Source organism: Nonomuraea africana, assembly GCF_014873535.1.
Taxonomy (GTDB): Bacteria; Actinomycetota; Actinomycetes; order Streptosporangiales; family Streptosporangiaceae; genus Nonomuraea; species Nonomuraea africana.
The window spans coordinates 4,635,216-4,656,244 of the sequence record NZ_JADBEF010000001.1; the positions used below are offsets into that span (position 1 = coordinate 4,635,216).

Sequence of the window (21,029 nt, forward strand, 5' to 3'; positions counted from 1 at the left end):
ATACCCATGCCGGTCTCCGTACAGATGCCCCAGCTCGGCGAGAGCGTGACCGAGGGCACGGTAACCCGTTGGCTGAAGAAGGAGGGCGAGCGCGTCGAGGCCGACGAGCCGCTCCTCGAAGTGTCGACCGACAAGGTCGACACCGAGATCCCGTCGCCGTCGGCGGGTGTCCTGACCAAGATTGTCGTCGCCGAGGACGAAACCGTCGAGGTCGGCGCCGAGCTTGCGATCATCGACGAGCACGGCACCGAGGGCGCCCCCGCCGCGGCTCCCGAGGCCGCCCCCGAGCCCGAGCCCGAGCCGGAGCCCGAGCCCGAGCCCGCTCCCGCGCCGGTCTCCTCGATCCCGCAGCCCGCGCCCGCCGCCCCGCAGGCCGCGCCGGCTCCTGCTCCGGCTCCCGAGCCCGTGCAGGCCCAGGCTCCCCAGGCTCCCGCGCCGGCTCCCGAGCCCGTGCAGGCCCAGGCGCCCGCCCAGGCGCCGAGCCCGCTGCCTTCGGCCGGTGAGAGCCCCTACGTCACGCCGCTGGTGCGCAAGCTCGCCAACGAGCACGGCGTCGACCTCGACTCGCTGAACGGCACCGGCGTCGGTGGCCGCATCCGCAAGCAGGACGTGCTCGAGGCCGCCAAGGCACAGCGTGAGCAGGCCGCGCCCGCGCCCGCCGCGCCCGCCGCCCCCGCCGCTCCCGCCGCCCAGGCGCCCGCCGCCCCCGCGGCCGCGGCCGCTCCGGCTCCGGCGGCCGCCGCTCCCGAGGCGGTCCAGGTCGACACCACGCTGCGCGGCCGTACCGAGAAGATGACGCGTCTGCGCCAGACCATCGCCAAGCGCATGGTCGAGTCCCTGCAGACCGCGGCCCAGCTCACCTCGGTCGTCGAGGTGGACGTCACGAAGATCGCCCAGCTGCGCAACCGCGCCAAGGACGAGTTCTTCCGTCGTGAGGGCGTCAAGCTGACCTTCACGCCGTTCTTCGCGATGGCCGCCGTCGAGGCGCTCAAGCAGCACCCGAAGCTGAACGCCACGATCAACAACGAGACCAACGAGGTCACCTACTTCGACGTCGAGAACCTCGGCGTCGCCGTCGACACCGACCGCGGCCTGCTCGCGGCGGTCGTCAAGGGCGCGGGCGACCTCAATCTGGCCGGTCTCGCCCGGAAGATCACCGACGTGGCCCAGCGCACCCGCGACAACAAGGTGACGCCCGACGAGCTCACCGGCGGCACGTTCACGCTGACCAACACCGGCAGCCGCGGCGCGCTGTTCGACACGCCGATCCTGAACCAGCCGCAGGTCGGCATGCTCGGCACCGGCGCGGTCGTCAAGCGTCCCGTCGTGCTCGACACGCCCGAGGGCGAGGTCATCGCGGTCCGCTCGATGGTCTACCTGGCGCTGACCTACGACCACCGCCTGGTCGACGGCGCCGACGCGGCCCGCTTCCTCACCACGATCAAGCGCCGCCTGGAGGAGGGCCGCTTCGAGGCCCAGCTGGGCCTGGCGTAACACCCGAGGTGGCAGCATCGGGCGCCCGCGGAGCTCTCCGCGGGCGCCCGCTCCCGTTCCACCGCCCGTACGGCAGGCGCGACGACCTCGCGGCGTAGGGTGGATGAATGGCGATCATCGTGACAGGTGCGTCGGGGCTGCTCGGAAGCGCGCTGGTCGCGGCGCTGAAATCCGATGGCCACCAGGTCGTACGGCTGGTGCGCCGGGAGCCGCGCAGCGCGGAGGAGTCGCGCTGGGACCCCGGGCAGGAGTTCGTCGACAGGACCGTGCTCGAGGGCGCCCACGCGGTGGTGCACCTGTCGGGCGCGAGCCTCGGCGAGCGGCGCTGGAGCGAGGCGTACAAGCGGGAGATCGTCGCCAGCCGCGTCGAGAGCACCAGGACACTGGCCACCGCGCTGAAGGGACTCGAGCGGCCGCCCGAGGTGCTGCTGTCGGCCTCTGGAGTGGGCTTCTACGGCGACACGGGCGACCGGGTGACCGACGAGAGCGGGCCGCGCGGCGAGGGCTTCCTGGCGGAGCTGTGCGAGTGCTGGGAGGAGGAGGCGGCCGTCGCGGAGGAGGCGGGCGTCAGGACGGTACGGCTGCGCACCGCGATCGCGCTGAGCGGGAAGGGCGGGGCGCTCAGGCAGATGCTGCCGGTGTTCAGGATGGGGCTCGGGGCGCCGCTGGGTTCCGGGCAGCAGTGGTGGGCCTGGATCTCGCTGGACGACTGGGTCCGCGCCGCCCTCCATATCCTGAAAAATCGGGATCTGGTGGGGCCGGTCAACCTAACCTCCCCCGAACCGGTGACCAACAAGGAGTTCACGAAGGCGCTGGGCAGAGCCCTGAAGAAGCCGACGATGCCGATCCCCGTGCCCGGTTTCGCGCTGCGCACCGCGCTCGGCGGCTTCGCGGACGAAGGGTTGCTCATCGGGCAGCGAGCCGTACCGGCGAAACTACTTGACACGGACTTCAGGTTCCTGCATCCGACCCTCGACGATGCGCTGACCGCCGTACTCTAGTGAGCCATTCGTCCGACTCAACCGTGGGGGTTACACAATGAGCAGGTCAGGACAGTCGCACATCCTCGCCATCGGCGGCGGGTCCTTCAGGCAGACCGACCGCTACGGTTTCATCGCGGCCAGCCCGCTGCTGCGCTACGCCCTTGACCTCACCGGCCAGGACCGGCCGAAGCTGGGCCTGCTGGCCACCGCGACCGGCGACGACTCCGACTGGCTGCTCAAGATGTACGGCGCGTTCGCGGGCTGGGACGTCGAGGTGAGCCACCTGACGGTCTTCCCGATGCCCAATGTCGAGGACCCGAAGGCCTGGATGCTCGAGCAGGACATGATCTACGTCAGCGGCGGCAGCGTGGCCAACCTGGCGGCGCTGTGGCGGCTGCACGGCCTTGACGAGGCCTTCGAGGAGGCGTGGAAGGCGGGCGTGGTGCTTGCGGGGCAGAGCGCGGGCGCGCTGTGCTGGCACGTCGGCGGCAACACCGACTCCTTCGGGCCCAAGCTGCGCACCTGGGCCGACGGCCTGGCCCTGCTGCCCTACTCCTGCGGCGTCCACTACAACTCCGACCCGCAGCGCCGCGAGCTGCTGCAGGCGTCGGTCGCCTCCGGAGAGCTGCCCGCCGGCTACGCCGCCGACGAGGGCGTCGGCCTCCACTACGTCGGCACCGAGTTCATCCAGGCCGTCACCGTCGACCCCGCGGGCTACGCCTACCGGCTCGAGCACGACGGGGCGGGCGGGGTCAAGGAGTTCAGGATCGAGCCGAGGCTTCTCACCGCATGACGGCTGAGCTGGGGCAAAGGAAGTCCCACGGGCGCGTTTCTTGTGAGTAACCTTGGTCTGTGGCGAAGCTGACGATTGTCCGTCTTGGCGTGGACGTGCCCTACGAGCAGGCATGGGCGCTCCAAAGACGCGTCCACTCCCACCGGGTCGCGGGGTCGCTCGGAGACACCGCGCTGCTGCTGGAGCACGCACCCGTCTACACCGCGGGCAAGCGCACGGCGGCGCACGAGCGGCCCGCTGACGGCACTCCCGTCGTCGACGTCGACAGGGGCGGCCGCCTCACTTGGCACGGGCCCGGCCAGCTCGTCGGTTATCCGATCATGCGGGTCGGCGACATCGGGGCCTACGTCCACGCGCTCGAGGACGCCATGATCCAGATCTGCGCCGACTTCGGCGTGAGCGCGGGCCGGATCGAGGGGCGCAGCGGCGTCTGGGTGGCCGGCGACGGCGGGCCCGACCGGGCGCTGGGCGCGGTCGGCATCAGGATCGCGGGCGGCGTCACGATGCACGGCTTCGCGCTCAACTGCGCCAACGACCCCAGCTGGTTCAACAGGATCGTGCCCTGCGGCATCGCCGGCGCCGCCGTCACCTCGCTGTCGCAGGAGGCGGGGCGGCGCGTCGTGGTCGACGAGGTCATGCCGTACGCGGAGAAGCGGCTGGCCGAGGCGCTGGAGGCGGAGCCGTACGAGATGCACGAGGAGGACCTTCTCCAGGCGGTGGCCAGACAGCGCTGACCCGTCGGCTGACACCGTCGGCCGACATCGTCAGCTGACACCGTCATGGGCCGCCTCTAGGATCGGCGGCATGCGACGGATCGCCGCGCTCGTCCTTTCCCTCGCTGTCCACGCGCTGACCCTCGGCTTCGTCGTGCTCGGCGGGTAGATCGCGTCGCCTCTCCCTCGTTGTTCGTGTCGTGGCCGCTCGGCGCCTTCCTCGTCGCGGTCATCGGCACCGAGCTGAGCGGCCAGTACACCAGAGCGGCAGGCGGGTTCGGCCTCATCACGTGAGAGACTTGACTTCTCCCCGCCATGAATGAATGACGGGGATTCTCCCGCCTCGCGACGGGATGGTTACTGCTGCTTCTACGCCGCTTGCGCGGTGGAGGTTTCGGGCGGTGCCAGGATCGGGATTGCCTTTCCTGGTCTTACCTGCCCTTCACAGTCGTTTCGGGTGTCCACCAGCCCGGCGGCCACGTCGTTCGGGGACCGAAGGCGGATGCCTTCGGCGAGGATGTTGAGCGCGGCCGCGAAGTCACGGTCGTGGTGTTCGCCGCACTGCCGGCAGTCCCATTCGCGGACGTCGAGGGCGAGTTTCCCGACCTGCCAGCCGCAGCACGGGCAGAGCCGGGAGGAGGGATACCAGCGGTCGATCCGGATGAACTCGCGCCCGTACCGGGCGGCTTTGCCCTCCAACAGGCGCAGGAACGAGCCCCAGGAGGCGTCGGTCGTGGCGGGACTTGAAGACGGGCAGGCCCATCTTCGGACCCCGGCGCTTGCCGTTCACCGACTCGAAGAAGTTCTTGTACGCCACGTCGAGGTCTCGTAGCGACTGCTGCAACGGCACCGGGGAGACTTCCCCGAGCCACTCCCGCTCCGGGGTCCGCTTCGCGGCGGTGATGCACATCTTCTGCAACTCCACGCCGCCGATCCGGGTCCGGTCGGCCTTCCAAGCGGCTTTGCGCCGCGCGAGCGCGTCGTTCCACACCGCGCGGACACACCCGAACGTCCGGGCCAGCGACTCCCGCTGGGGCGCGTCCGGATACAGCCGGTAGTTGTAGCGCAGCTTCACCGAACACCACCCCCCTTTCGCGACCTTGACGTCCCACGAACTCGAACACGTTATCGTCTGGCCGGTGACCGTGTCAGACGAATACCGCGGGGACGTGTTCACCGCTCCGATCTGAGGCCGAGGCTTTCTGCGGACCTTAGGTAAGCTGAGACGGTGACCGTTGCTCCTGAAGGCCGTAAGCTCCTCCGCCTGGAGGTGCGAAACGCCGAAACCCCTATTGAGCGCAAGCCCCCGTGGATCAAGACCAAGCTCAAGACCGGTCCCGAGTACACCGAGCTGAAATCGCTGGTGCGCAGGGAGGGCCTGCACACGGTCTGCGAAGAGGCCGGCTGTCCGAACATCTACGAGTGCTGGGAAGACCGCGAGGCGACCTTCCTCATCGGCGGTGACCAGTGCACCCGCCGCTGCGACTTCTGCCAGATCGACACCGGCAAGCCCAAGGAGTACGACAAGGACGAGCCCCGCAGGGTCGCCGAGTCGGTGCAGCAGATGGGCCTGAAGTACGCCACGGTGACCGGCGTCGCCCGTGACGACCTGCCCGACGGCGGCGCCTGGCTCTACGCCGAGACCGCCAGGCAGATCCACTCGCTGCTGCCCGGCTGCGGCGTCGAGCTGCTGGTCCCCGACTTCAACGGCGACCAGGCGCAGCTGGAGGAGGTCTTCTCCAGCAGGCCCGAGGTCTTCGCGCACAACATCGAGACCGTGCCGCGGATCTTCAAGCGGATCCGTCCCGCCTTCCGCTACGAGCGCTCCCTCGACGTGATCACCAAGGCGCGTGAGGCGGGGCTGGTCACCAAGTCCAACCTGATCCTGGGCATGGGCGAGGAGCGCGAGGAGATCGTCCAGGCGATGCGCGACCTGCACGAGGCCGGCTGCGACCTGCTGACGGTCACCCAGTACCTCCGCCCGACGCCGCGCCACCACCCGGTGGAGCGGTGGGTGAAGCCGGAGGAGTTCGTCGAGCTGCAGGCCGAGGCAGAGGCGATCGGCTTCGCCGGGGTGCTGTCGGGGCCGCTGGTCCGCTCCTCCTACCGCGCGGGGCGCCTCTACCAGCAGGCCATCGCGGCCCGCCAGACCGCCTGAGCGAAACCGCCGAAGGACCGCGTCCCACCAGGGGCGCGGTCCTTTGCGCATCCCACAGGTAACGCAATGGTCACAAACCTATCGATCAGTCGGTTTTCTGGTGAACACTGACGGCGTGGACTTCGACGAACTGATCAACCAGCTGGACCTCTCCACCAAGATCCGCCTGCTCACCGGCGCGGACATGTGGTCGCTGCCCGCCGTTCCCGAGATCGGCCTCGACCGGCTCGTGATGAGCGACGGGCCCATCGGCGTGCGGGGCGAGCAGTGGACCTCCGCCGACCCCTCGATCGCCCTCCCGAGCCCCACCGCGCTGGCCGCCACCTGGGACGTCGGCCTGGTCCGCCAGGTGGGCCGCCTGCTCGCCCAGGAGGCCAGGCGCAAGGGCGTGCACGTGCTGCTGGCCCCTACCATCAACCTGCACCGCTCCCCCCTCGGCGGGCGACACTTCGAGTGCTTCTCCGAGGACCCCTACCTCACAGGCGAGCTGGGCGCGGCCTACGTGGAGGGCGTGCAGGAGGGCGGCGTCGCCACCACGCCCAAGCACTTCGTGGCCAACGACTTCGAGACCGACCGCTTCACCGTCGATGTCAAGGTGAGCGACAAGGTGCTGCGCGAGGCGTACCTGGCGCCGTTCGAGCGGGTGGTGCGGGCCGGGGCGTGGGGCCTCATGACGGCCTACAACTCGGTCAACGGCACCACGATGACCGAGCACACGGACCTGGTGAACGGCGTGCTGAAGCGGGAGTGGGGCTTCGACGGCTACGTCGTGTCCGACTGGACCGCCGTGCGCTCCACCGAGGCGGCGGCCGAGGGCGGCACCGACGTGGCGATGCCGGGCCCCTTCGGCCCGTGGGGCGACAAGCTCGAGGAGGCCGTGCGCGAGGGACGGGTGCCCGAGTCGGTCGTCGACGACAAGGTCCGCCGCATCCTCCGCCTGGCCCACCGGGTCGGCGCCCTGCGCCCAGGGCCCGACCGGCCCGCGGAGCCCGCCGCGATCGACGGGGTGGCGCTGGCGCGGGAGGTGGCCGCGCGCTCGTTCACACTGCTCAAGAACGACGGCGAGGTGCTGCCCCTCACGGGGGTGCGGACCCTGGCGCTCATCGGGTCGGCCGCCGACGAGGCGCGGATCATGGGTGGAGGAAGCGCGCAGGTCTTCCCCGACCGCACGGTCTCCCCGCTGGAGGGCCTGGGGGCGCGCGGCGAGGTGCGCTACGCCCTCGGCACCGACCCGAGGGTACGGCTGTCGCCGCTGGCCGTACCGACGACCGCGCAGTTCCTCGACGCCGAGGGACAGGTGCTCGCCGAGCACCCGCTGGCGGCGACGGAGGCGCGCTGGGTCGGCCAGCTGCCGCCCGACGTGGACGGCGACCGGCTGAGCGCGGTACGGCTGCGCGCCACCTACACCCCCGACGTGACCGGCACGCACGAGCTGTCCGTCGCGGGCGTGGGTCCCTTCACCGTGCACGTCGACGGCGCACCCGTCTTCGACGCGACCATCGAACTGGAGGGCGACGACCCGGCCGCGGCGTTCCTGTCGCCGCCCGAGCGGCGCGTCGCCGTCGAGCTGGCCGAGGGCACGGCGTACGAGCTGGAGGTGACCCATCCCGCAGGGGCGTTCGGCGGCATGGCGTTCGTCGCCTACACCCTCGGCCACGCCAACCCCTCTCCCGGCGACGACGTGCTCATCGCGCAGGCGGTGGAGGCGGCGCGCGCGTGCGAGGTGGCCGTGGTGGTGGCCTCCACGACGCTCGAGGTGGAGAGCGAGGGCTTCGACCGCCAGGACCTGCGCCTGCCAGGACGTCAGGACGAACTCATCGCCGCCGTCGCGGCCGCCAACCCGCGCACGGTCGTGGTCGTCAACGCGGGCTCGCCGGTCGAGATGCCGTGGATCGACGACGTGGCCGCGGTGCTGCTCACCTGGTTCCCCGGGCAGGAGGCGGGGCTGGCGCTGGCCGACGTCCTGTACGGCGACGCCGAGCCAGGCGGCCGCCTGCCCACCACCTGGCCGGCACGGCTGGCCGACAGCCCCGTCGTCAACGTCACGCCGGTCGACGGAGTGGTCCCCTACGAGGAGGGCGTCTTCATCGGCTACCGGGGCTGGGAGAAGCTGGAGCGCACGCCCGCGTTCTGGTTCGGCCACGGCCTGGGCTACACGACCTGGTCCTACGACTCGATCGCCGTCGAGGGCTCGACCGTGACGGTCGCGGTCACGAACACCGGCTCCCGCCCGGGACGGGAGGTCGTGCAGGTGTACGTCTCGGCCACTCCCGGCTCGGACACGCCCGACGACCGGCCCGCCAGGTGGCTGGCCGGGTTCGACGTGGTGGCGGCCGCGCCGGGAGAGACGGTGCTGACCACGGTGTTCCTGCCGGAGCGAGCCTTCCAGGTCTGGACGGCCGACGGCTGGCAGACCGTGCGCGGCGAGTACGCGATCGAGGCGGGCCGCAGCGTCGCCGACCGCAGGCTCGGCGCGACCACCAAGATCTGAGCCGTCACACCGCGCCCCCGTGAGCCACGCGCTCGCGGGGGCGCATGGCCGTCCTCGGGATGACGGGGCTCCGCGCCGTGCGCCCGGAGTATGACGATCAGTTCGTCCAGCGGGAGGAAGGCGCCGCCGCCGCCCGCTGGCCCAGCGCGCCTACGTGAGCGCCTTCTTCGACCTGCGCCTGAAGGGCAGGCCCACCATCCTGTTCGACGGCCAGAGCAGCCGCTTCCCCGAGGTGAAGCCGATCCCCTGGCGGAAGGGCGGGTCACGTTTTCATCTCCGGCGGGAGGTGTTTGTATCCTTCACAACATGGCTAAGCCCGTAGACCCAGAGAAGCCGGGGCGCATCAAGCAGCTCCGCATGATCGCGAAGATCATCCAGCAGGCCAACCCCAAGGGGATGCCGATCGTCTTTCTCTCGGCGGTCGCCACGCTGGCGGTGGTCATCGTGATCGGCCTGGTCACGGGCTGGTTCTGGTATTCGATCTTCATCGGCATCATGCTCGCGTTCACCGTGGGCCTGGTCGTGTTCGGCCAGCTGGCCCAGCGCGCCCAGTACTCCATGCTCGACGGCCAGACCGGCGCGGCCGCCGCGGTGCTGCAGGGCATGCGGGGCAACTGGGAGGTGACCCCGGCGATCGCCGCCAACCGCGACCAGGACCTCGTGCACCTGGTGGTGGGCTTCCCCGGCATCGTGCTGGTCTCCGAGGGCCCCGGCAACCGCGTCCAGAAGATGCTGGTCGGTGAGAAGAAGCGGCTGCAGCGCGTGGTCATGGACGTGCCGGTCTACGACGTCCAGTGCGGCGACGGCGAGGGCCAGGTGCCGCTCGGCAAGCTGCAGCGCCACCTGATGAAGCTGCCGCGCAACCTCAAGAAGCCGGCCGTGAACCAGGTCAAGGACCGGCTGCGCTCGCTGCCGAAGAACCTGCCGATGCCCAAGGGTCCGATGCCCAAGGGCGCCCGCATGCCGCGCGGCCCGAAGATGCGCTAGTGCTGTCTCCGTCGTCGCGCGCCAACCGCTTCTGGTGGGACGGCAACGCGGACGAGTACCAGGTGGAGCACGGAGACTTCCTCCGCGACTCCGGCTTCATCTGGTGCCCCGAGGGAGTCGACGAGGCAGCGGCGCATCTGCTCGGCGACGTCACGGCCAAGGACGTGCTGGAGATCGGCTGCGGCGCCGCCCAGTGCGCGCGATGGCTGGCCGGGCAGGGTGCGCGGGTGGCGGCCTTCGACATCTCCCACCGCCAGCTGCGCCACTCCCAGCGCATCGATCTCGACACCGGCTCGCGGGTGCCCGTCGTGCAGGCCGACGCCGAGAGCCTGCCCTTCGCCGCGGCCAGCTTCGATCTGGCCTGCTCGGCCTTCGGTGCGCTGCCGTTCGTGGCCGAGCCGCTGAAGGTCTTCCAGGAGGTCCGCAGGGTGCTGCGGCCCGGCGGGCGGTTCGTGTTCTCGGTGAGCCATCCGATCAGGTGGGCCTTCCCCGACGACCCGGGCGAGCGGGGGCTCACCTCCGACCGCTCCTACTTCGACCGCACGCCGTACGAGGAGAGGGACGACGCGGGCACGCCCACCTACGTCGAGCACCACCGCACCATGGGCGACTGGATCGCCCTGCTCGTCGCCTCCGGCCTGACCGTCCAGGGGCTGCTGGAGCCCGAGTGGCCGCCGGGCCACGACCGCGTGTGGGGCGGCTGGAGCCCCCTCAGGGGCCGCCACTTCCCCGGCACCGCCATCTTCACCTGTAGCGCCTAGCCATGGCGTCGGCCAGCGCCGGCCGCCTGCTCGGCGGCCACCGACAGCCGTCAGAATGTGTCTGTGGCTACATGCGCACGACCATGGTGTTCGACACCCGGTCGTGCACGCCGCGCTGGTCGCGGTCGAAGATCACCGCGGGGACGGCCAGGCACAGCAGGATCGTGCGCACCAGCACGGGCAGCCAACGGGGCCGCCCGCCGTCCATCGCCGCGACCCTGATGCCCAGCAGCCGGTGCCCGAACGTCTGGCCGAGGAAGCCGACCAGCAGGAGGTACTGCACCGCGAAGACCGCCACGGGGACCCACGGCGACTCGGCCGGGTTGATCCGCAGCAGCGCCTGCGTGATCGCCCAGGTGCAGATGAGCCAGTCGATGATCAGCGCGCCGAACCTGCGCCCGAACCTGGCCATCGAGCCGCTGCCCTCCTCGGGCACGCCCAGCCGCTCACCCGGGTACCCGAGATCGACCCCCGCCGACCGCACCCCGCCCAGCCAGGTCTGGGTCCACCGGGGCTGCTCCTGCTTGCCGCTCATACGTCAACGGTATCCGCCGGGGGCGCCGGTCCGTCTCGCGCCCGGACACCCCTCGGCGGAGAGGGTGCGGCGCTTAACACATGCGAAACAATCGGGACACGGGCCGGAAACGGCCGACTCCTAGGTTGGGCCTGATAGCCATGCCCCTGGGAGGTTCGAGAGTGTTTAACTCCGCCGACGACGTCCTGAAGTTCATTGGGGACGAAGGGGTGCAGTTCGTCGATGTCAGGTTCACCGACCTGCCCGGGACGACTCACCACTTCACCTTCCCCGTCGAGAACTTCGGCGCCAGCGTGTTCTCCGACGGCCTCATGTTCGACGGCTCGTCGATCCGCGGTTTCCAGGCCATCCACGAGTCGGACATGCTTCTGCTGCCCGACCCCTCCAGCGCCGTGCTCGACCCGTTCCGCCAGCACAAGACGCTCAACATCAACTTCTTCGTCCACGACCCGCTGACCGGTGAGGCCTACAGCCGCGACCCGCGCAACGTCGCCCGCAAGGCGGAGGAGTACCTCAAGGGCACCGGCATCGCCGACACGGCCTACTTCGGGCCCGAGGCCGAGTTCTACATCTTCGACGACGTCCGCTTCGAGACGAGCGCGAACGCCGGCTTCTACTACATCGACTCCATCGAGGGCGCCTGGAACACCGGCAAGGCCGCCGAGGGCGGCAACCTCGGCTACAAGCCGCGCTACAAGGGCGGCTACTTCCCGGTGCCGCCGATGGACCACTTCACCGACCTGCGCTCGGAGATGGTCCGCAACCTCATCGAGTGCGGCGTCGACGTCGAGATGCAGCACCACGAGGTCGGCACCGCCGGTCAGGCGGAGATCGACTTCAAGTTCGGCACGCTGCTCAAGACCGCCGACAACCTGATGCTCTACAAGTACGTCATCAAGAGCACGGCCCTGGAGTACGGCCACACGGTCACCTTCATGCCGAAGCCGATCTTCGGTGACAACGGCTCGGGCATGCACTGCCACCAGTCACTGTGGAAGGACGGCTCGCCGCTCTTCTACGACGAGGTCGGCTACGCGGGCCTGTCCGACACCGCCCGCTACTACATCGGCGGCCTGCTCAAGCACGCGCCCTCGCTGCTGGCCTTCACCAACCCGACGGTCAACTCCTACCACCGCCTGGTGCCGGGGTACGAGGCTCCCGTCAACCTGGTCTACTCCCAGCGCAACCGCTCGGCCTGCGTGCGCATCCCGATCACCGGGTCCAACCCGAAGGCCAAGCGCATCGAGTTCAGGGTGCCCGACCCCTCCTGCAACCCGTACTTCGCGTTCGCGGCGATGCTGATGGCGGGCATCGACGGCATCCGCAACAAGATCGAGCCGCCGGAGCCCGTCGACAAGGACCTCTACGAGCTGCCGCCCGAGGAGGCGCGTCTCGTCCCGCAGGTGCCCGGCTCGCTGACGGAGGTACTCAACGCGCTCGAGGCCGACCACGACTACCTGCTCGAGGGCGGCGTGTTCACGCCCGACCTGATCGAGACGTGGATCGAGTACAAGCGCACCAACGAGGTCGACCCGATCCGGCTGCGCCCGCACCCGCACGAGTTCGAGATGTACTACGACGTGTGACGGCACGGTTTCCCAGCCTCGGCGATCTTCCCGGAAATGGGCTCTGAGCTGGGAAAACCTTGTGGTTAGTTGTCGTTGTTTGTAGTAGTTACTGAGCAACGTCAGCCGGAACAAAACCGGAACAGAACGGCCCGGCACCGAAATCGGTGCCGGGCCGTTCTTTGCTGGTGGGGGCGATGATAGCGGTTTTGCAATCGTCAGCCCGCCACCGACTCCGCGTAGTGCTCGTCCTCCCACGCATCCACGTTGACGATCTTGTAGCGGACGTGCTTGCCGAACTTCATGAATCTCGGGCCGCCGCCGCGCGAGTTCCAGGCGTAGACGGTCATGATGGGCACGCCCAAGCGCTCGTCGCCACATGCCATCAGGAGCAGATGGGAGGCAAGGCTGCCATCAACGACGCCATCGAGGCGTACCTGGACGAGCTGGACCTGGAGCAGTAGGCACCGCACGACCCGCGCCCCCGCAGTCACTTACTTACCAGTCAGGCGTACGGTCCAACTTTGATCGCGACCGGAGTCGCATATGATCAGCCCTATTGCGGGACCGCTACGAGGCAAACCTCTTGGTCGGAGTGTCCGAAGAAGCCAAACTGGCTCATGTTGGGCCGCGGCCCCGGAAGGATATAAACGCCTCGGAAGTTGCGTCCCGAGAATAGTCTCAGTTGCTGCTGAACTGCGGAGGTGAGGTTGGCCTTTCCAGCGTGAAGTGGACCTTTGATGCGATCGAAAACCTGCTGCGAGAAGAGCCCCGCTTCGACCCACACGTGGGACCATCTCGCGAATCCATTCAGCTTGGCCCCTGCCAGGAAGAACTCGATGTCGTACTTGACATTGGCATCGTAGTCGGGCCAGCCTGAGATCCTCACGGTTAGGTTCTGATTGATCGTGAGGAAGATTCTTGTGTTGTCGTAGCTCGGGAAGAACGTCCCGTACACGCGAGGCGCTCCCACTCTCGCGATCCGAGTCCCCGCGGCCATGGCGTCGAACATGGACGCGAACGTAGAAGCAACCTGCTGCCGAAGCGGCACGACGATCTCATTTTGGTCTCGTACGACGACCAGAGAACTCGAGACGACATCATTGAACGCGTCGCCGAAGTAGGACCAGAACACATCTCCGGGGTTGTTGGCGTTGAGCGCGGCGAACCTTCCGTCGTGGTTGATGTGCTCGAACGCGTATGCGTGTCCAACATGCCCCCTTCCAAAGAGGCGCATAGAAGAGAACGCGTCGTGCTCGGCACCACCGTACCGGTTCCAGAAGTACCGGAACCCGGTATTGTCGATAGTTCGGGAAAACCCGCGGAAGTCTCTGTGCTCGAAGAGCATGCATACGAGCGACATGGCTAATGTCCTCCTCCGTCTGCGTCGCTGCCGTTACAGCTGAGGCCGACTTCTCCCGTACTCTCTCCGAAGAGTTGCGTCAGAACAAGCGGACGCAAACCGCTGAGCTCCGACTCGCCGAGAAGCGGCTCTGCTGAGACCCACAGCCGCAACACTCTCGCCTTTTCCTCCGCAGTTTCTGGCGGTGTGTCTATTGCCTGCTTCAGCTCTTGAAGCACCTTCTGCGCCTCGGTCGCAGCACCGAGCATGCCCCGCGATCCGATCCAGTACCCCTCGACCTGCGTGGAGGCATCCGGTTGAGGGGAGAGGTCGCTGGCTGACTCGCTACCTTCCGTTGGCATCATAAGCAGCAGTTCAGGCGTAAGACTTACGCCTAGCTCCTCGAGCTTGCGGAGCTCCTCACTGCGCGCTGAATGAAGAAAATCGTCACCCATCCCACTTTCCTCTCTGTGTCATGCAGCTGCTGCTGCAGATGCTTCGGTCACGGGAACCCACGGATCGGCGTAGAGCCGGCCGGTCAGCAGGTGGAGACGGAGTTCTCGACCATCCGGTCGGAAATAGCTTGCGTGGCGTAGACACGGCCTGGCATCCCACCCCTTTTTCCTGACACCTTCAGTTAGGTCACGGGTTTGTGTACATCAAAGTGAGAGCGACTGGGACCGGTTGGCTTGATTCGACGTTGACCCACGTCGTAATAAAATTTTGCTCGGAGACGATATTATGTACGCTCATTCGAGCGCGACCGAGAACGGGTTTGAGAGTATTGGGATTCACCTCTGCAAGGCTGGCCACGACCCTGGTGTCTGGATTGGCCACGTGAACCGGAGCCTTGAGGAGTACCTGCCCAAGCGCAAAATAAAAGAAGCGACTAGTGTGAACGCTGCCAAATGAATCCAAAGATTCAGGTGCACCTTCGTTGACTTTAGTTGGTTCTACCGTCTCGATAGTTACAAACCCCATAAGTCATCTCCTCGTTGAAGTGTGCCGTTACATTGAGTGGTGTGCCCGGCGGGGCGGGCGATAATGCCGGGATGGCATTCAACGCTCCACCAAAACTCCTTTGTGAGGCGAAGGTCTGCTCGACGACGTAGCGGTGTTTGCCGAGGCCGGAGCCGTGTTCGATGCCGCGGCGGGTTCTGGAAGCCCGCTCTTGAGCGGGTGGGCGTGATCTCCGGGGATCGGCCGAAGATACCTGGTCGTCGCAACCAGGAGAATCGCAAGCACGGCATGCACGCGCTGCGGCACTACTTCGCCAGCGTGCTGCTCGATGCTGGCGAGTCCATCAAGGCGTTGGCCGATTACCTCGGACACCAGAACCCTGGATACACGCTGCGGACGTACACGCACCTGATGCCCGGCAGCGAGGGCCGGACCCGGAGCGCGATCGACCAGACGTTCAGCCGGGAGGACCCGAAAACCGGAACAGAACCGGACAGCCGTCTTAACGATCAAGGGATCGGCAGTTCAGCGGCCTGCATATGTCACACCTACGATGTGTGATCCGTAACGGCACGTCGGCTCTCGCCGAGCTTCCAGAAAGGCCATCGACCACCCGACGCAGGGCTCGGTCGGTGGCCTTTCGCGTGCGCTCGATCCGCCGCCTTCGCCGGCGCCGCCGAAGGCTACGTCGTCAGAGAGAACGCGGGCCGCCCCGCCGTCCACGTGGTCATCGCTCTGTGACCAGCCGGTACAGCACGTGCCTGCGCAGTGGGCTGCCGGCGGGCACCCGGGGATGGTCGAAGTCGTCGGCGGGGTCGCGGGTCATGCCCAGACGGCGCATCACGGCCTGGGAGCGCACGTTCGTCATCGCGGTCATGGAGACGATCTCGCCGAGGCCCGCCGCGCCGAAACCGTGGCCGACGGCCGCGCGGGCGGCCTCGATCGCGTATCCGTGCCCCCATGCGGGACGGGCCAGCCGCCAGCCCACCTCGACGGCCGGGGTGAAGGCGGCCTCGAACGTCTGGAGCGCCAGCCCGGTGAACCCGATGAAGGCGCCCGTCGAACGCACCTCCAGCGCCCACAGGCCGTAACCGTGCTCGTCGAAGCCGCGCTCGATGCGATCCACGAGAGCGTCGCTCTCGGCGCGGCTCAGGGTGGCGGGGAAGTGCTCCATCACCTCGGGATCGGCGTTCATCGCGGCGAAGGGCGCGAGATCCGACTCGCGCCAGCGCCGCATGATCAGCCGATCGGTCTCCATCGCGTCACTCATCCGCCTATTCTCCAGCCCGGCGGAGGTCGCGAGTCCGGAGAGGGACGGCGGGGACCTCCAGGGCGGCGTGACGGATCGAGGCACGACGAGACGCCCGGCGGGCCCCGGCGAACCGGCCGGAGCCCGACGAGACCGCCGACTCCCCCGCGATGACCCCCAGAGGCGACCTGGCCCCTCGGGTCCGACGATACGTCTGGGGGCGTGACCGCCGGACCCCGGACGCCCTCTGGGAATCGACGTGACGGCGGGGACCGGAATCCCGCTGGAGGGGCGTGCTTGGACGGGCGGTCACCCGCGACCCACGGTGGCCTAAGTGTGCCTTGCCGTACCAGAGAGACCAGACAGCAACGGATCAGGCTGGGCAGGATTCGCCGTATTTGACCACGCCCAGCAGGACGGGTGTGCCGATCAGCGGCTGCCCGGCGGCGGGCGACTGGGTGCAGACCTGCCAGGCCGTGTCCCAGAAGACGATGCGCCGCTGACCCGTGAGGTCGGTGATCCTGATGGTGGTACGGCCAGGCAGCGACTGCCTGGCCACGCGGACGCTCTTGCCCCTCAGCGCGGGCATGAACCCCGGCCGGACCGGCGCCTCCACGCGGGCGGGGCAGCTCTCCTCCACCTTCACCACCGCGAGCTCGACCGGCCTCTCGGGCCGCGCCGCCCCCGGGGCGGGCCGCTGACGGCACACCTTCCAGTCACGCCGCACGACCACGACGCGCCCCCGCCCGCTGACGTCGGTGGACCTGATGCGCTCGTAGCCCGCGTCCTTGAGCGACTGGACGGCGGCCACCAGCCCCTGGCCTGCGACGTCGGGCACCGGCGCCACGACGCTCGACGCCAGCACGATCCCGGCGATCATCCACATGTGGACTCCTCCCACAGAAACCATGGGGGGAGTGAGCCGATCTTACTTGGCCGACCGCAGGCCGGTGATGCGGCGGAAGACGTCCCACCAGAACGGCGCGCCGAACAGCAGCGCCAGGTAGGTGACCAGGAAGCCGGGCCAGTGGCTGAGCGTGGTGAGGCGCTCCCACCAGGCGCCGCCGTTCCATCGGATGGAGGGGTCGCCCTCCTCGGGGATCGCCACGCTGACGACCGCGTTGTCGAACACCTTGACCAGCGCGGGCGAGCTCAGCGTCTCGGTCACGCAGCGGTACGGGTTGCCCGGCGTGGCGCACTCCTCGCGCAGCGGTTCGAGCTGCTCGGTGCCGCCCCCCGCGATCGCCGAGACGGCCGAGCGGTAGGCGTTGTCGCGCAGCAGCGTCTTGGCGTACTCGAGGCCGTCCATGCTGAACAGCAGCACGACGACGAACCCGAGCACCGCCACCACCCACTTGACGTAGCGCCGGTAGAGCATGGACAGGCGCCGCATCTCGGCGTCGAACCAGCTCTCGACGCCTTGTCTGAACCGGTCGAGGTCGCGCTGGGCGCCCTCCCAGAGGCCCTGCAGGTGGCCGTGCAGCGGGCTGCCGACCGCCTGCAGCTTGGCCAGCAGCCCCTCGACGCCGTCCTTCTCGGCGGAGGCCATCTCCATCATCGCCACCGAGAACCGCTCGGGCGGGATGTCGGAGATGCTGGTCCTGCCTCTCTTGACGTGGTCGATCTCACGGACCCGCTGGTAGAGCAGGCCGGTCAGGGCGCCTTCCCGGTCGGGCACGGGCGCGACCTCCGAGGGCGCGGGCTGCTCGTTGTGCGCGGGGCGCGGGTCCTCGGCGAAGGGCAGCTTGGCGAAGACGTCGGAGACCGTGCTCGGCAGCCACGACCGGCCCGAGGGCGCGGCGCCGTCCATGGTGTCGCGCAGGTAGGCCCACAGGAACTTGCTGCGGATCGACAGCAGCCTGACGAAGCCCTCGTTGAGCCCGCTCACCAGCAGCGACAGCAGCAGGAACGACAGCACCAGGCCGAGCGCCAGGTCGACGTAAAGAGACAGCAAACCGATCACCCCGCGCTCTTGATACACCCCTGCGCGTGGCCCCGCAATCAATCTCCGTAGAAGACTCTCTCCACGACCTGGCGGGCGCGGCGGGTCACCCTGCGGTAGTCGTCGACGAAGTCCTCGGAGCCGTCGGGCGGGTAGCCGAGCGTCCTGGCGATCAGCCGGCGGTCGCGGGCGTCGGCGGGGACCAGGTCGCCCGCCCTCCCCTTCACGAGCATGATCGCATCACGGATGCGTGAGGCGAAGCTCCAGCTGTCGACCAGCACCCGCGCCTCCTCCGGGTCCAGCAGCCCTTCGTGTACGGCGGCGCGCAACGCCTCCAGGGTCCTGGTGGTGCGCAGCGAGGGCAGCGCCCCCGCGTGCCGGAGCTGCAGCAGCTGGACCACCCACTCGACGTCGGACAGCCCGCCTCTGCCCAGCTTGGTGTGCAGGGTGGGGTCGGCGCCGCGCGGCAGTCGTTCGGCCTCCATGCGCGCCTTCAGCCTGCGGATCTCCCTGACGGACTCCTGGGGCAGGCCGTCCGCGGGGTGGCGCAGCGGGTCGATCACCGAGAGGAACGCCTCGCCGAGGGCGGCGTCCCCCGCGCAGAACCGGGCCCGCAGCAGCGCCTGCGACTCCCACGGCGACGACCACCTGTCGTAGTAGGCCCGGTAGGAGGCCAGTGTGCGCACCAGCGGCCCCTGCCTGCCCTCGGGTCGCAGGTCGGGGTCGATCAGCAGCGGCGGGTCGGGCGCGGGCAGCGCCAGCAGCCGCCTGAGCTCGTTGGCCACGGCGTAGGCGCTATCCATGCGGTCGCAGACGAACATCACGTCGGCGTCGCTGGCGTAGGAGCACTCCATGCCGCCGAGCCTGCCCATCGCGATGACCGCGAACGCGCCGGGCGACTCTCCCCTGCTCTCCAGCCGCACCTTGGCCAGCGCCGCGTCGAGGGCGGCCTGGATCGTCACGTCGTTCAGCTCCGACAGGGCCACCCCGACCTGCTCGATGTCGCTCAGGCCCGACAGGTCGGCGACGGCCGTGCGGAACAGCTCCCTGCGCCGCAGGGCCCGCACGGCGGCGACGGCGGTCTCGGCGTCCTCATGCCTGGAGACGGCGGCGGCCGCCTCCGCCCGCAGCGCGGCGAAGGGCCTGGCCGCCAGGTCGGCGTCGGAGCCGAGCATGGCGACGGCCTCGGGCGCGCGGGTGAGCAGGTCGGTGGCGTAGCGGCTGGTGCCGAGGACGCGCGCCATCCGGGCGGCGACGGCGGTCTCGTCACGCAGCAGCCGCAGGTACCAGGGGGTGGTGCCGAGCTGGTCGCTGACCTGGCGGAAGCCCAGCAGTCCGGCGTCGGGGTCGGGGGTGTCGGCGAACCAGCCGAGCATGACGGGCAGCAGCGTGCGCTGGATGGCCGCGCGCCTGGACACGCCCGAGGTGAGCGCGGCGATGTGACGCAGCGCCCCCGAGGGGTCGCCGAAGCCGAGCGCCTTCAGGCGGGCGGTCGCCGCGGCGGTGGACAGGCGCGTCTCGGAGTCGGGCAGCCGCGCCACGGCCTGCAGCAGCGGCCGGTAGAACAGCTTCTCGTGCAGCCGCCGCGCCTCCCTGGCGTGCTTCTTCCACTGCCTGACGAACTCCGCCTCGGGATCGGGCCCGAGCCTGAGCGCCCTGCCGAGCCTGCGCAGGTCGCCGGGGGCCGAGGGCACGATGTGCGTACGGCGGAGCCTGTGCAGCTGCAGCAGGTGCTCGACCTGGCGCAGGAAGGTGTAGGCCTCGGCCAGGCCCCTGGCGTCCTCCCTGCCGACGTAGCCGCCCCTGGACAGCGCGGCCAGCGCGGGAAGCGTGGCCCTGCGACGCAGCAGCGGGTCGAGCCGTCCGTGCACGAGCTGGAGCAGCTGGACGGCGAACTCGATGTCGCGCAGCCCGCCAGGGCCGAGTTTGAGCTGCCGCTCGCCGTCCTCGCGGGCGTGCGCCTCGACGCGGCGGCGCATCGCCTGGACGTCCTCGACGAAGTTGTCGCGTGAGGCGGCGCTCCAGACCAGCTCGTCGACCGCCGAGACGTAGGCCGCGCCCAGCGCGGCGTCGCCCGCGACCGGCCTGGCCTTCAGCAGCGCCTGGAACTCCCAGGTCTTGGCCCAGCGCCGGTAGTAGGCCAGATGGCTGGCCAGGGTACGGACCAGCGGGCCCGCGCGGCCCTCAGGGCGCAGCCCCGCGTCGACCTCCCACAGCTCGGCGCAGGCGCGCATCATGCCCTGCGCGAGGCGGGTGGCGGCGCGCAGTGACTTGGTCTCGTCGGCGCCCTCGGCGGGCTCGGCGACGAAGATCACGTCAACGTCGCTGATGTAGTTGAGCTCGCGCGCGCCGCACTTGCCCATGCCGATCACGGCCAGCCGTACCGTCGTCAGTTCCTCCGCCGCGGGGCCGCCGTCGGCGCCCGCCTCGGCCCTCGCGACGGCCAGGCCCGCCTCCAGCGCGGCCCCCGCCAGGTCGGACAGCTCGGCGGTGACCTCGGCGAAGGAGGCCGCTCCGGTGACGTCGCGGGCGGCCAGGCGCAGCAGCCGCTCGCGGTAGGCGCTCTTGAGCTCGCGCCCGAGGGCTGCCGAGCCCGCGCGGGGCGTCCTGTCGCCGGGGTCGGCCCCGACCGCGCGCAGGAGCGCCGCCCTCAGCTCGCCCTCGGCGGGCCGCTGGACGCCCTCCTCGCCCGCCAGCGGCCGCCAGTGGCCGGCGTGGGTCACCAGGTGCTCGCCGAGCGCGACGCTGAGCCCCAGGACGCCGAGCAGGCGGGTGCGCAGGCCGTCGTCGCCGCGCAGCGCGCCGAGCACCTCAGGGTCTCGCTCGGCCAGGCGGGTCAGCGACAGCAGGGCCAGGTCGGGATCGGCGACTGCGGTGAAGTCGTCGAGCAGCCAGTCGAGGTCCGCCTCCTCGACCAGGCGCTCGCCGCGGGCCGGGTCGGCGAAGCCGAGCTTCGCCAGGCGGGCGGCGGTGGACTCGATCCTGGGCACCTCCTCATCCTCTCAGGTTCGCGTATAGTAAGGACTGCAACGCAACGTTGCGTTGTAGTCAGAGAG

The 21,029-nt window shown here is 69.4% G+C and carries 20 protein-coding genes and 1 pseudogene; 10 read left to right on the forward strand and 11 right to left on the reverse strand.

The annotated features are described in order from the left end of the window. The first annotated feature begins 6 nt into the window (after window positions 1–6). The 4 genes from sucB (at window position 7) to lipB (ending at window position 4,004) form a co-directional block, all read left to right on the forward strand. On the forward strand, window positions 7–1,494 hold the full coding sequence (gene sucB, locus H4W81_RS21910) for a 2-oxoglutarate dehydrogenase, E2 component, dihydrolipoamide succinyltransferase (protein WP_192776535.1): 1,488 nt from the start codon (window positions 7–9) through the stop codon (window positions 1,492–1,494). Window positions 1,495–1,601: 107 nt separating this feature from the next. Further along, on the forward strand, window positions 1,602–2,495 hold the full coding sequence (locus tag H4W81_RS21915; protein WP_192776536.1) for a TIGR01777 family oxidoreductase: 894 nt from the start codon (window positions 1,602–1,604) through the stop codon (window positions 2,493–2,495). Between the two features lie 37 nt (window positions 2,496–2,532). Then, complete coding sequence (locus H4W81_RS21920) at window positions 2,533–3,270, forward strand: Type 1 glutamine amidotransferase-like domain-containing protein (RefSeq protein WP_192776537.1); 738 nt, start codon at window positions 2,533–2,535, stop codon at window positions 3,268–3,270. A gap of 59 nt (window positions 3,271–3,329) precedes the next feature. Next, entirely contained in the window at window positions 3,330–4,004 is a 675-nt protein-coding gene (lipB, locus tag H4W81_RS21925) for a lipoyl(octanoyl) transferase LipB (RefSeq protein ID WP_192776538.1), read from the forward strand. 348 nt (window positions 4,005–4,352) lie between these two features. Here the strand turns inward: lipB and H4W81_RS49405 are convergent, their stop codons facing one another. Together H4W81_RS49405 and H4W81_RS49410 are read right to left on the reverse strand one after the other, a co-directional pair. Continuing rightward, window positions 4,353–4,682 (reverse strand): zinc ribbon domain-containing protein, encoded by a 330-nt coding sequence (locus H4W81_RS49405; RefSeq protein ID WP_318781874.1) that lies wholly within the window; start codon window positions 4,680–4,682, stop codon window positions 4,353–4,355. Between the two features lie 304 nt (window positions 4,683–4,986). Beyond that, window positions 4,987–5,160: pseudogene (locus H4W81_RS49410) on the reverse strand (helix-turn-helix domain-containing protein); the annotation flags it as partial. Window positions 5,161–5,211: 51 nt separating this feature from the next. On the opposite strand from H4W81_RS49410, the gene lipA reads away from it, so the two are divergent. From lipA to H4W81_RS21950, 4 genes are all read left to right on the forward strand, one after another. Then, window positions 5,212–6,141 (forward strand): lipoyl synthase, encoded by a 930-nt coding sequence (gene lipA, locus H4W81_RS21935; RefSeq protein WP_192776540.1) that lies wholly within the window; start codon window positions 5,212–5,214, stop codon window positions 6,139–6,141. A gap of 115 nt (window positions 6,142–6,256) precedes the next feature. Then, complete coding sequence (locus H4W81_RS21940; RefSeq protein ID WP_318781875.1) at window positions 6,257–8,632, forward strand: beta-glucosidase; 2,376 nt, start codon at window positions 6,257–6,259, stop codon at window positions 8,630–8,632. A 306-nt stretch (window positions 8,633–8,938) separates the two neighbouring features. After that, entirely contained in the window at window positions 8,939–9,619 is a 681-nt protein-coding gene (locus H4W81_RS21945) for a DUF4191 domain-containing protein (RefSeq protein ID WP_192776541.1), read from the forward strand. Continuing rightward, window positions 9,619–10,380: a class I SAM-dependent methyltransferase gene (locus H4W81_RS21950; protein ID WP_192776542.1), complete on the forward strand. Its 762-nt coding sequence runs from the start codon at window positions 9,619–9,621 to the stop codon at window positions 10,378–10,380. The genes H4W81_RS21945 and H4W81_RS21950 overlap by 1 nt, the downstream gene beginning before the upstream one ends. Before the next feature lie 67 nt (window positions 10,381–10,447). Here the strand turns inward: H4W81_RS21950 and H4W81_RS21955 are convergent, their stop codons facing one another. After that, window positions 10,448–10,915 carry an RDD family protein gene (locus tag H4W81_RS21955; protein WP_192776543.1) on the reverse strand — a complete coding sequence of 156 codons (468 nt, stop codon included), beginning with the start codon at window positions 10,913–10,915 and terminating at the stop codon, window positions 10,448–10,450. Between the two features lie 161 nt (window positions 10,916–11,076). Here H4W81_RS21955 and glnA point away from each other — a divergent pair, with 161 nt between their 5' ends. Then, entirely contained in the window at window positions 11,077–12,501 is a 1,425-nt protein-coding gene (glnA, locus tag H4W81_RS21960; RefSeq protein WP_192776544.1) for a type I glutamate--ammonia ligase, read from the forward strand. 197 nt (window positions 12,502–12,698) lie between these two features. On the opposite strand, the gene H4W81_RS21965 is transcribed toward glnA, so the two are convergent. From H4W81_RS21965 to H4W81_RS21980, 4 genes are all read right to left on the reverse strand, one after another. Beyond that, a complete protein-coding gene (locus H4W81_RS21965; protein ID WP_225958731.1) occupies window positions 12,699–12,839 on the reverse strand; it encodes a hypothetical protein in 141 nt (46 codons plus the stop codon). A 197-nt stretch (window positions 12,840–13,036) separates the two neighbouring features. Further along, complete coding sequence (locus H4W81_RS21970) at window positions 13,037–13,828, reverse strand: hypothetical protein (RefSeq protein ID WP_192776546.1); 792 nt, start codon at window positions 13,826–13,828, stop codon at window positions 13,037–13,039. Between the two features lie 17 nt (window positions 13,829–13,845). Then, window positions 13,846–14,277, reverse strand: a complete 432-nt coding sequence (locus H4W81_RS21975; RefSeq protein WP_192776547.1) for a hypothetical protein — start codon at window positions 14,275–14,277, stop codon at window positions 13,846–13,848. A gap of 187 nt (window positions 14,278–14,464) precedes the next feature. Next, window positions 14,465–14,803, reverse strand: coding sequence for a hypothetical protein (locus tag H4W81_RS21980; protein WP_192776548.1), 339 nt, complete (start codon window positions 14,801–14,803; stop codon window positions 14,465–14,467). A gap of 198 nt (window positions 14,804–15,001) precedes the next feature. Between H4W81_RS21980 and H4W81_RS47440 the strand changes: the two genes are divergently transcribed. Then, window positions 15,002–15,343, forward strand: coding sequence for a tyrosine-type recombinase/integrase (locus tag H4W81_RS47440; RefSeq protein ID WP_318781876.1), 342 nt, complete (start codon window positions 15,002–15,004; stop codon window positions 15,341–15,343). 166 nt (window positions 15,344–15,509) lie between these two features. On the opposite strand, the gene H4W81_RS21990 is transcribed toward H4W81_RS47440, so the two are convergent. From H4W81_RS21990 to H4W81_RS22005, 4 genes are all read right to left on the reverse strand, one after another. Continuing rightward, window positions 15,510–16,052, reverse strand: a complete 543-nt coding sequence (locus H4W81_RS21990; RefSeq protein WP_192776550.1) for a GNAT family N-acetyltransferase — start codon at window positions 16,050–16,052, stop codon at window positions 15,510–15,512. A 352-nt stretch (window positions 16,053–16,404) separates the two neighbouring features. Then, a complete protein-coding gene (locus H4W81_RS21995; protein WP_192776551.1) occupies window positions 16,405–16,917 on the reverse strand; it encodes a hypothetical protein in 513 nt (170 codons plus the stop codon). 42 nt (window positions 16,918–16,959) lie between these two features. Further along, on the reverse strand, window positions 16,960–17,994 hold the full coding sequence (locus tag H4W81_RS22000) for a hypothetical protein (RefSeq protein WP_318781877.1): 1,035 nt from the start codon (window positions 17,992–17,994) through the stop codon (window positions 16,960–16,962). 38 nt (window positions 17,995–18,032) lie between these two features. Further along, on the reverse strand, window positions 18,033–20,963 hold the full coding sequence (locus H4W81_RS22005; RefSeq protein ID WP_192776552.1) for a bifunctional [glutamine synthetase] adenylyltransferase/[glutamine synthetase]-adenylyl-L-tyrosine phosphorylase: 2,931 nt from the start codon (window positions 20,961–20,963) through the stop codon (window positions 18,033–18,035). Window positions 20,964–21,029 lie beyond the last annotated feature (66 nt).

Excerpts from the sequence above, each read along its gene's own strand:
- sucB (WP_192776535.1), top strand. The coding sequence starts at position 7 with ATGCCGGTCTCCGTACAGATGCCCCAGCTCGGCGAGAGCGTGACCGAG.
- H4W81_RS21915 (WP_192776536.1), top strand. The coding sequence starts at position 1,602 with ATGGCGATCATCGTGACAGGTGCGTCGGGGCTGCTCGGAAGCGCGCTG.
- H4W81_RS21920 (WP_192776537.1), top strand. The coding sequence starts at position 2,533 with ATGAGCAGGTCAGGACAGTCGCACATCCTCGCCATCGGCGGCGGGTCC.
- H4W81_RS21945 (WP_192776541.1), top strand. The coding sequence starts at position 8,939 with ATGGCTAAGCCCGTAGACCCAGAGAAGCCGGGGCGCATCAAGCAGCTC.
- H4W81_RS21955 (WP_192776543.1), bottom strand. The coding sequence starts at position 10,915 with ATGAGCGGCAAGCAGGAGCAGCCCCGGTGGACCCAGACCTGGCTGGGC.
- H4W81_RS21970 (WP_192776546.1), bottom strand. The coding sequence starts at position 13,828 with ATGCTCTTCGAGCACAGAGACTTCCGCGGGTTTTCCCGAACTATCGAC.
- H4W81_RS21975 (WP_192776547.1), bottom strand. The coding sequence starts at position 14,277 with ATGGGTGACGATTTTCTTCATTCAGCGCGCAGTGAGGAGCTCCGCAAG.
- H4W81_RS21980 (WP_192776548.1), bottom strand. The coding sequence starts at position 14,803 with ATGGGGTTTGTAACTATCGAGACGGTAGAACCAACTAAAGTCAACGAA.
- H4W81_RS21990 (WP_192776550.1), bottom strand. The coding sequence starts at position 16,052 with ATGAGTGACGCGATGGAGACCGATCGGCTGATCATGCGGCGCTGGCGC.
- H4W81_RS21995 (WP_192776551.1), bottom strand. The coding sequence starts at position 16,917 with ATGTGGATGATCGCCGGGATCGTGCTGGCGTCGAGCGTCGTGGCGCCG.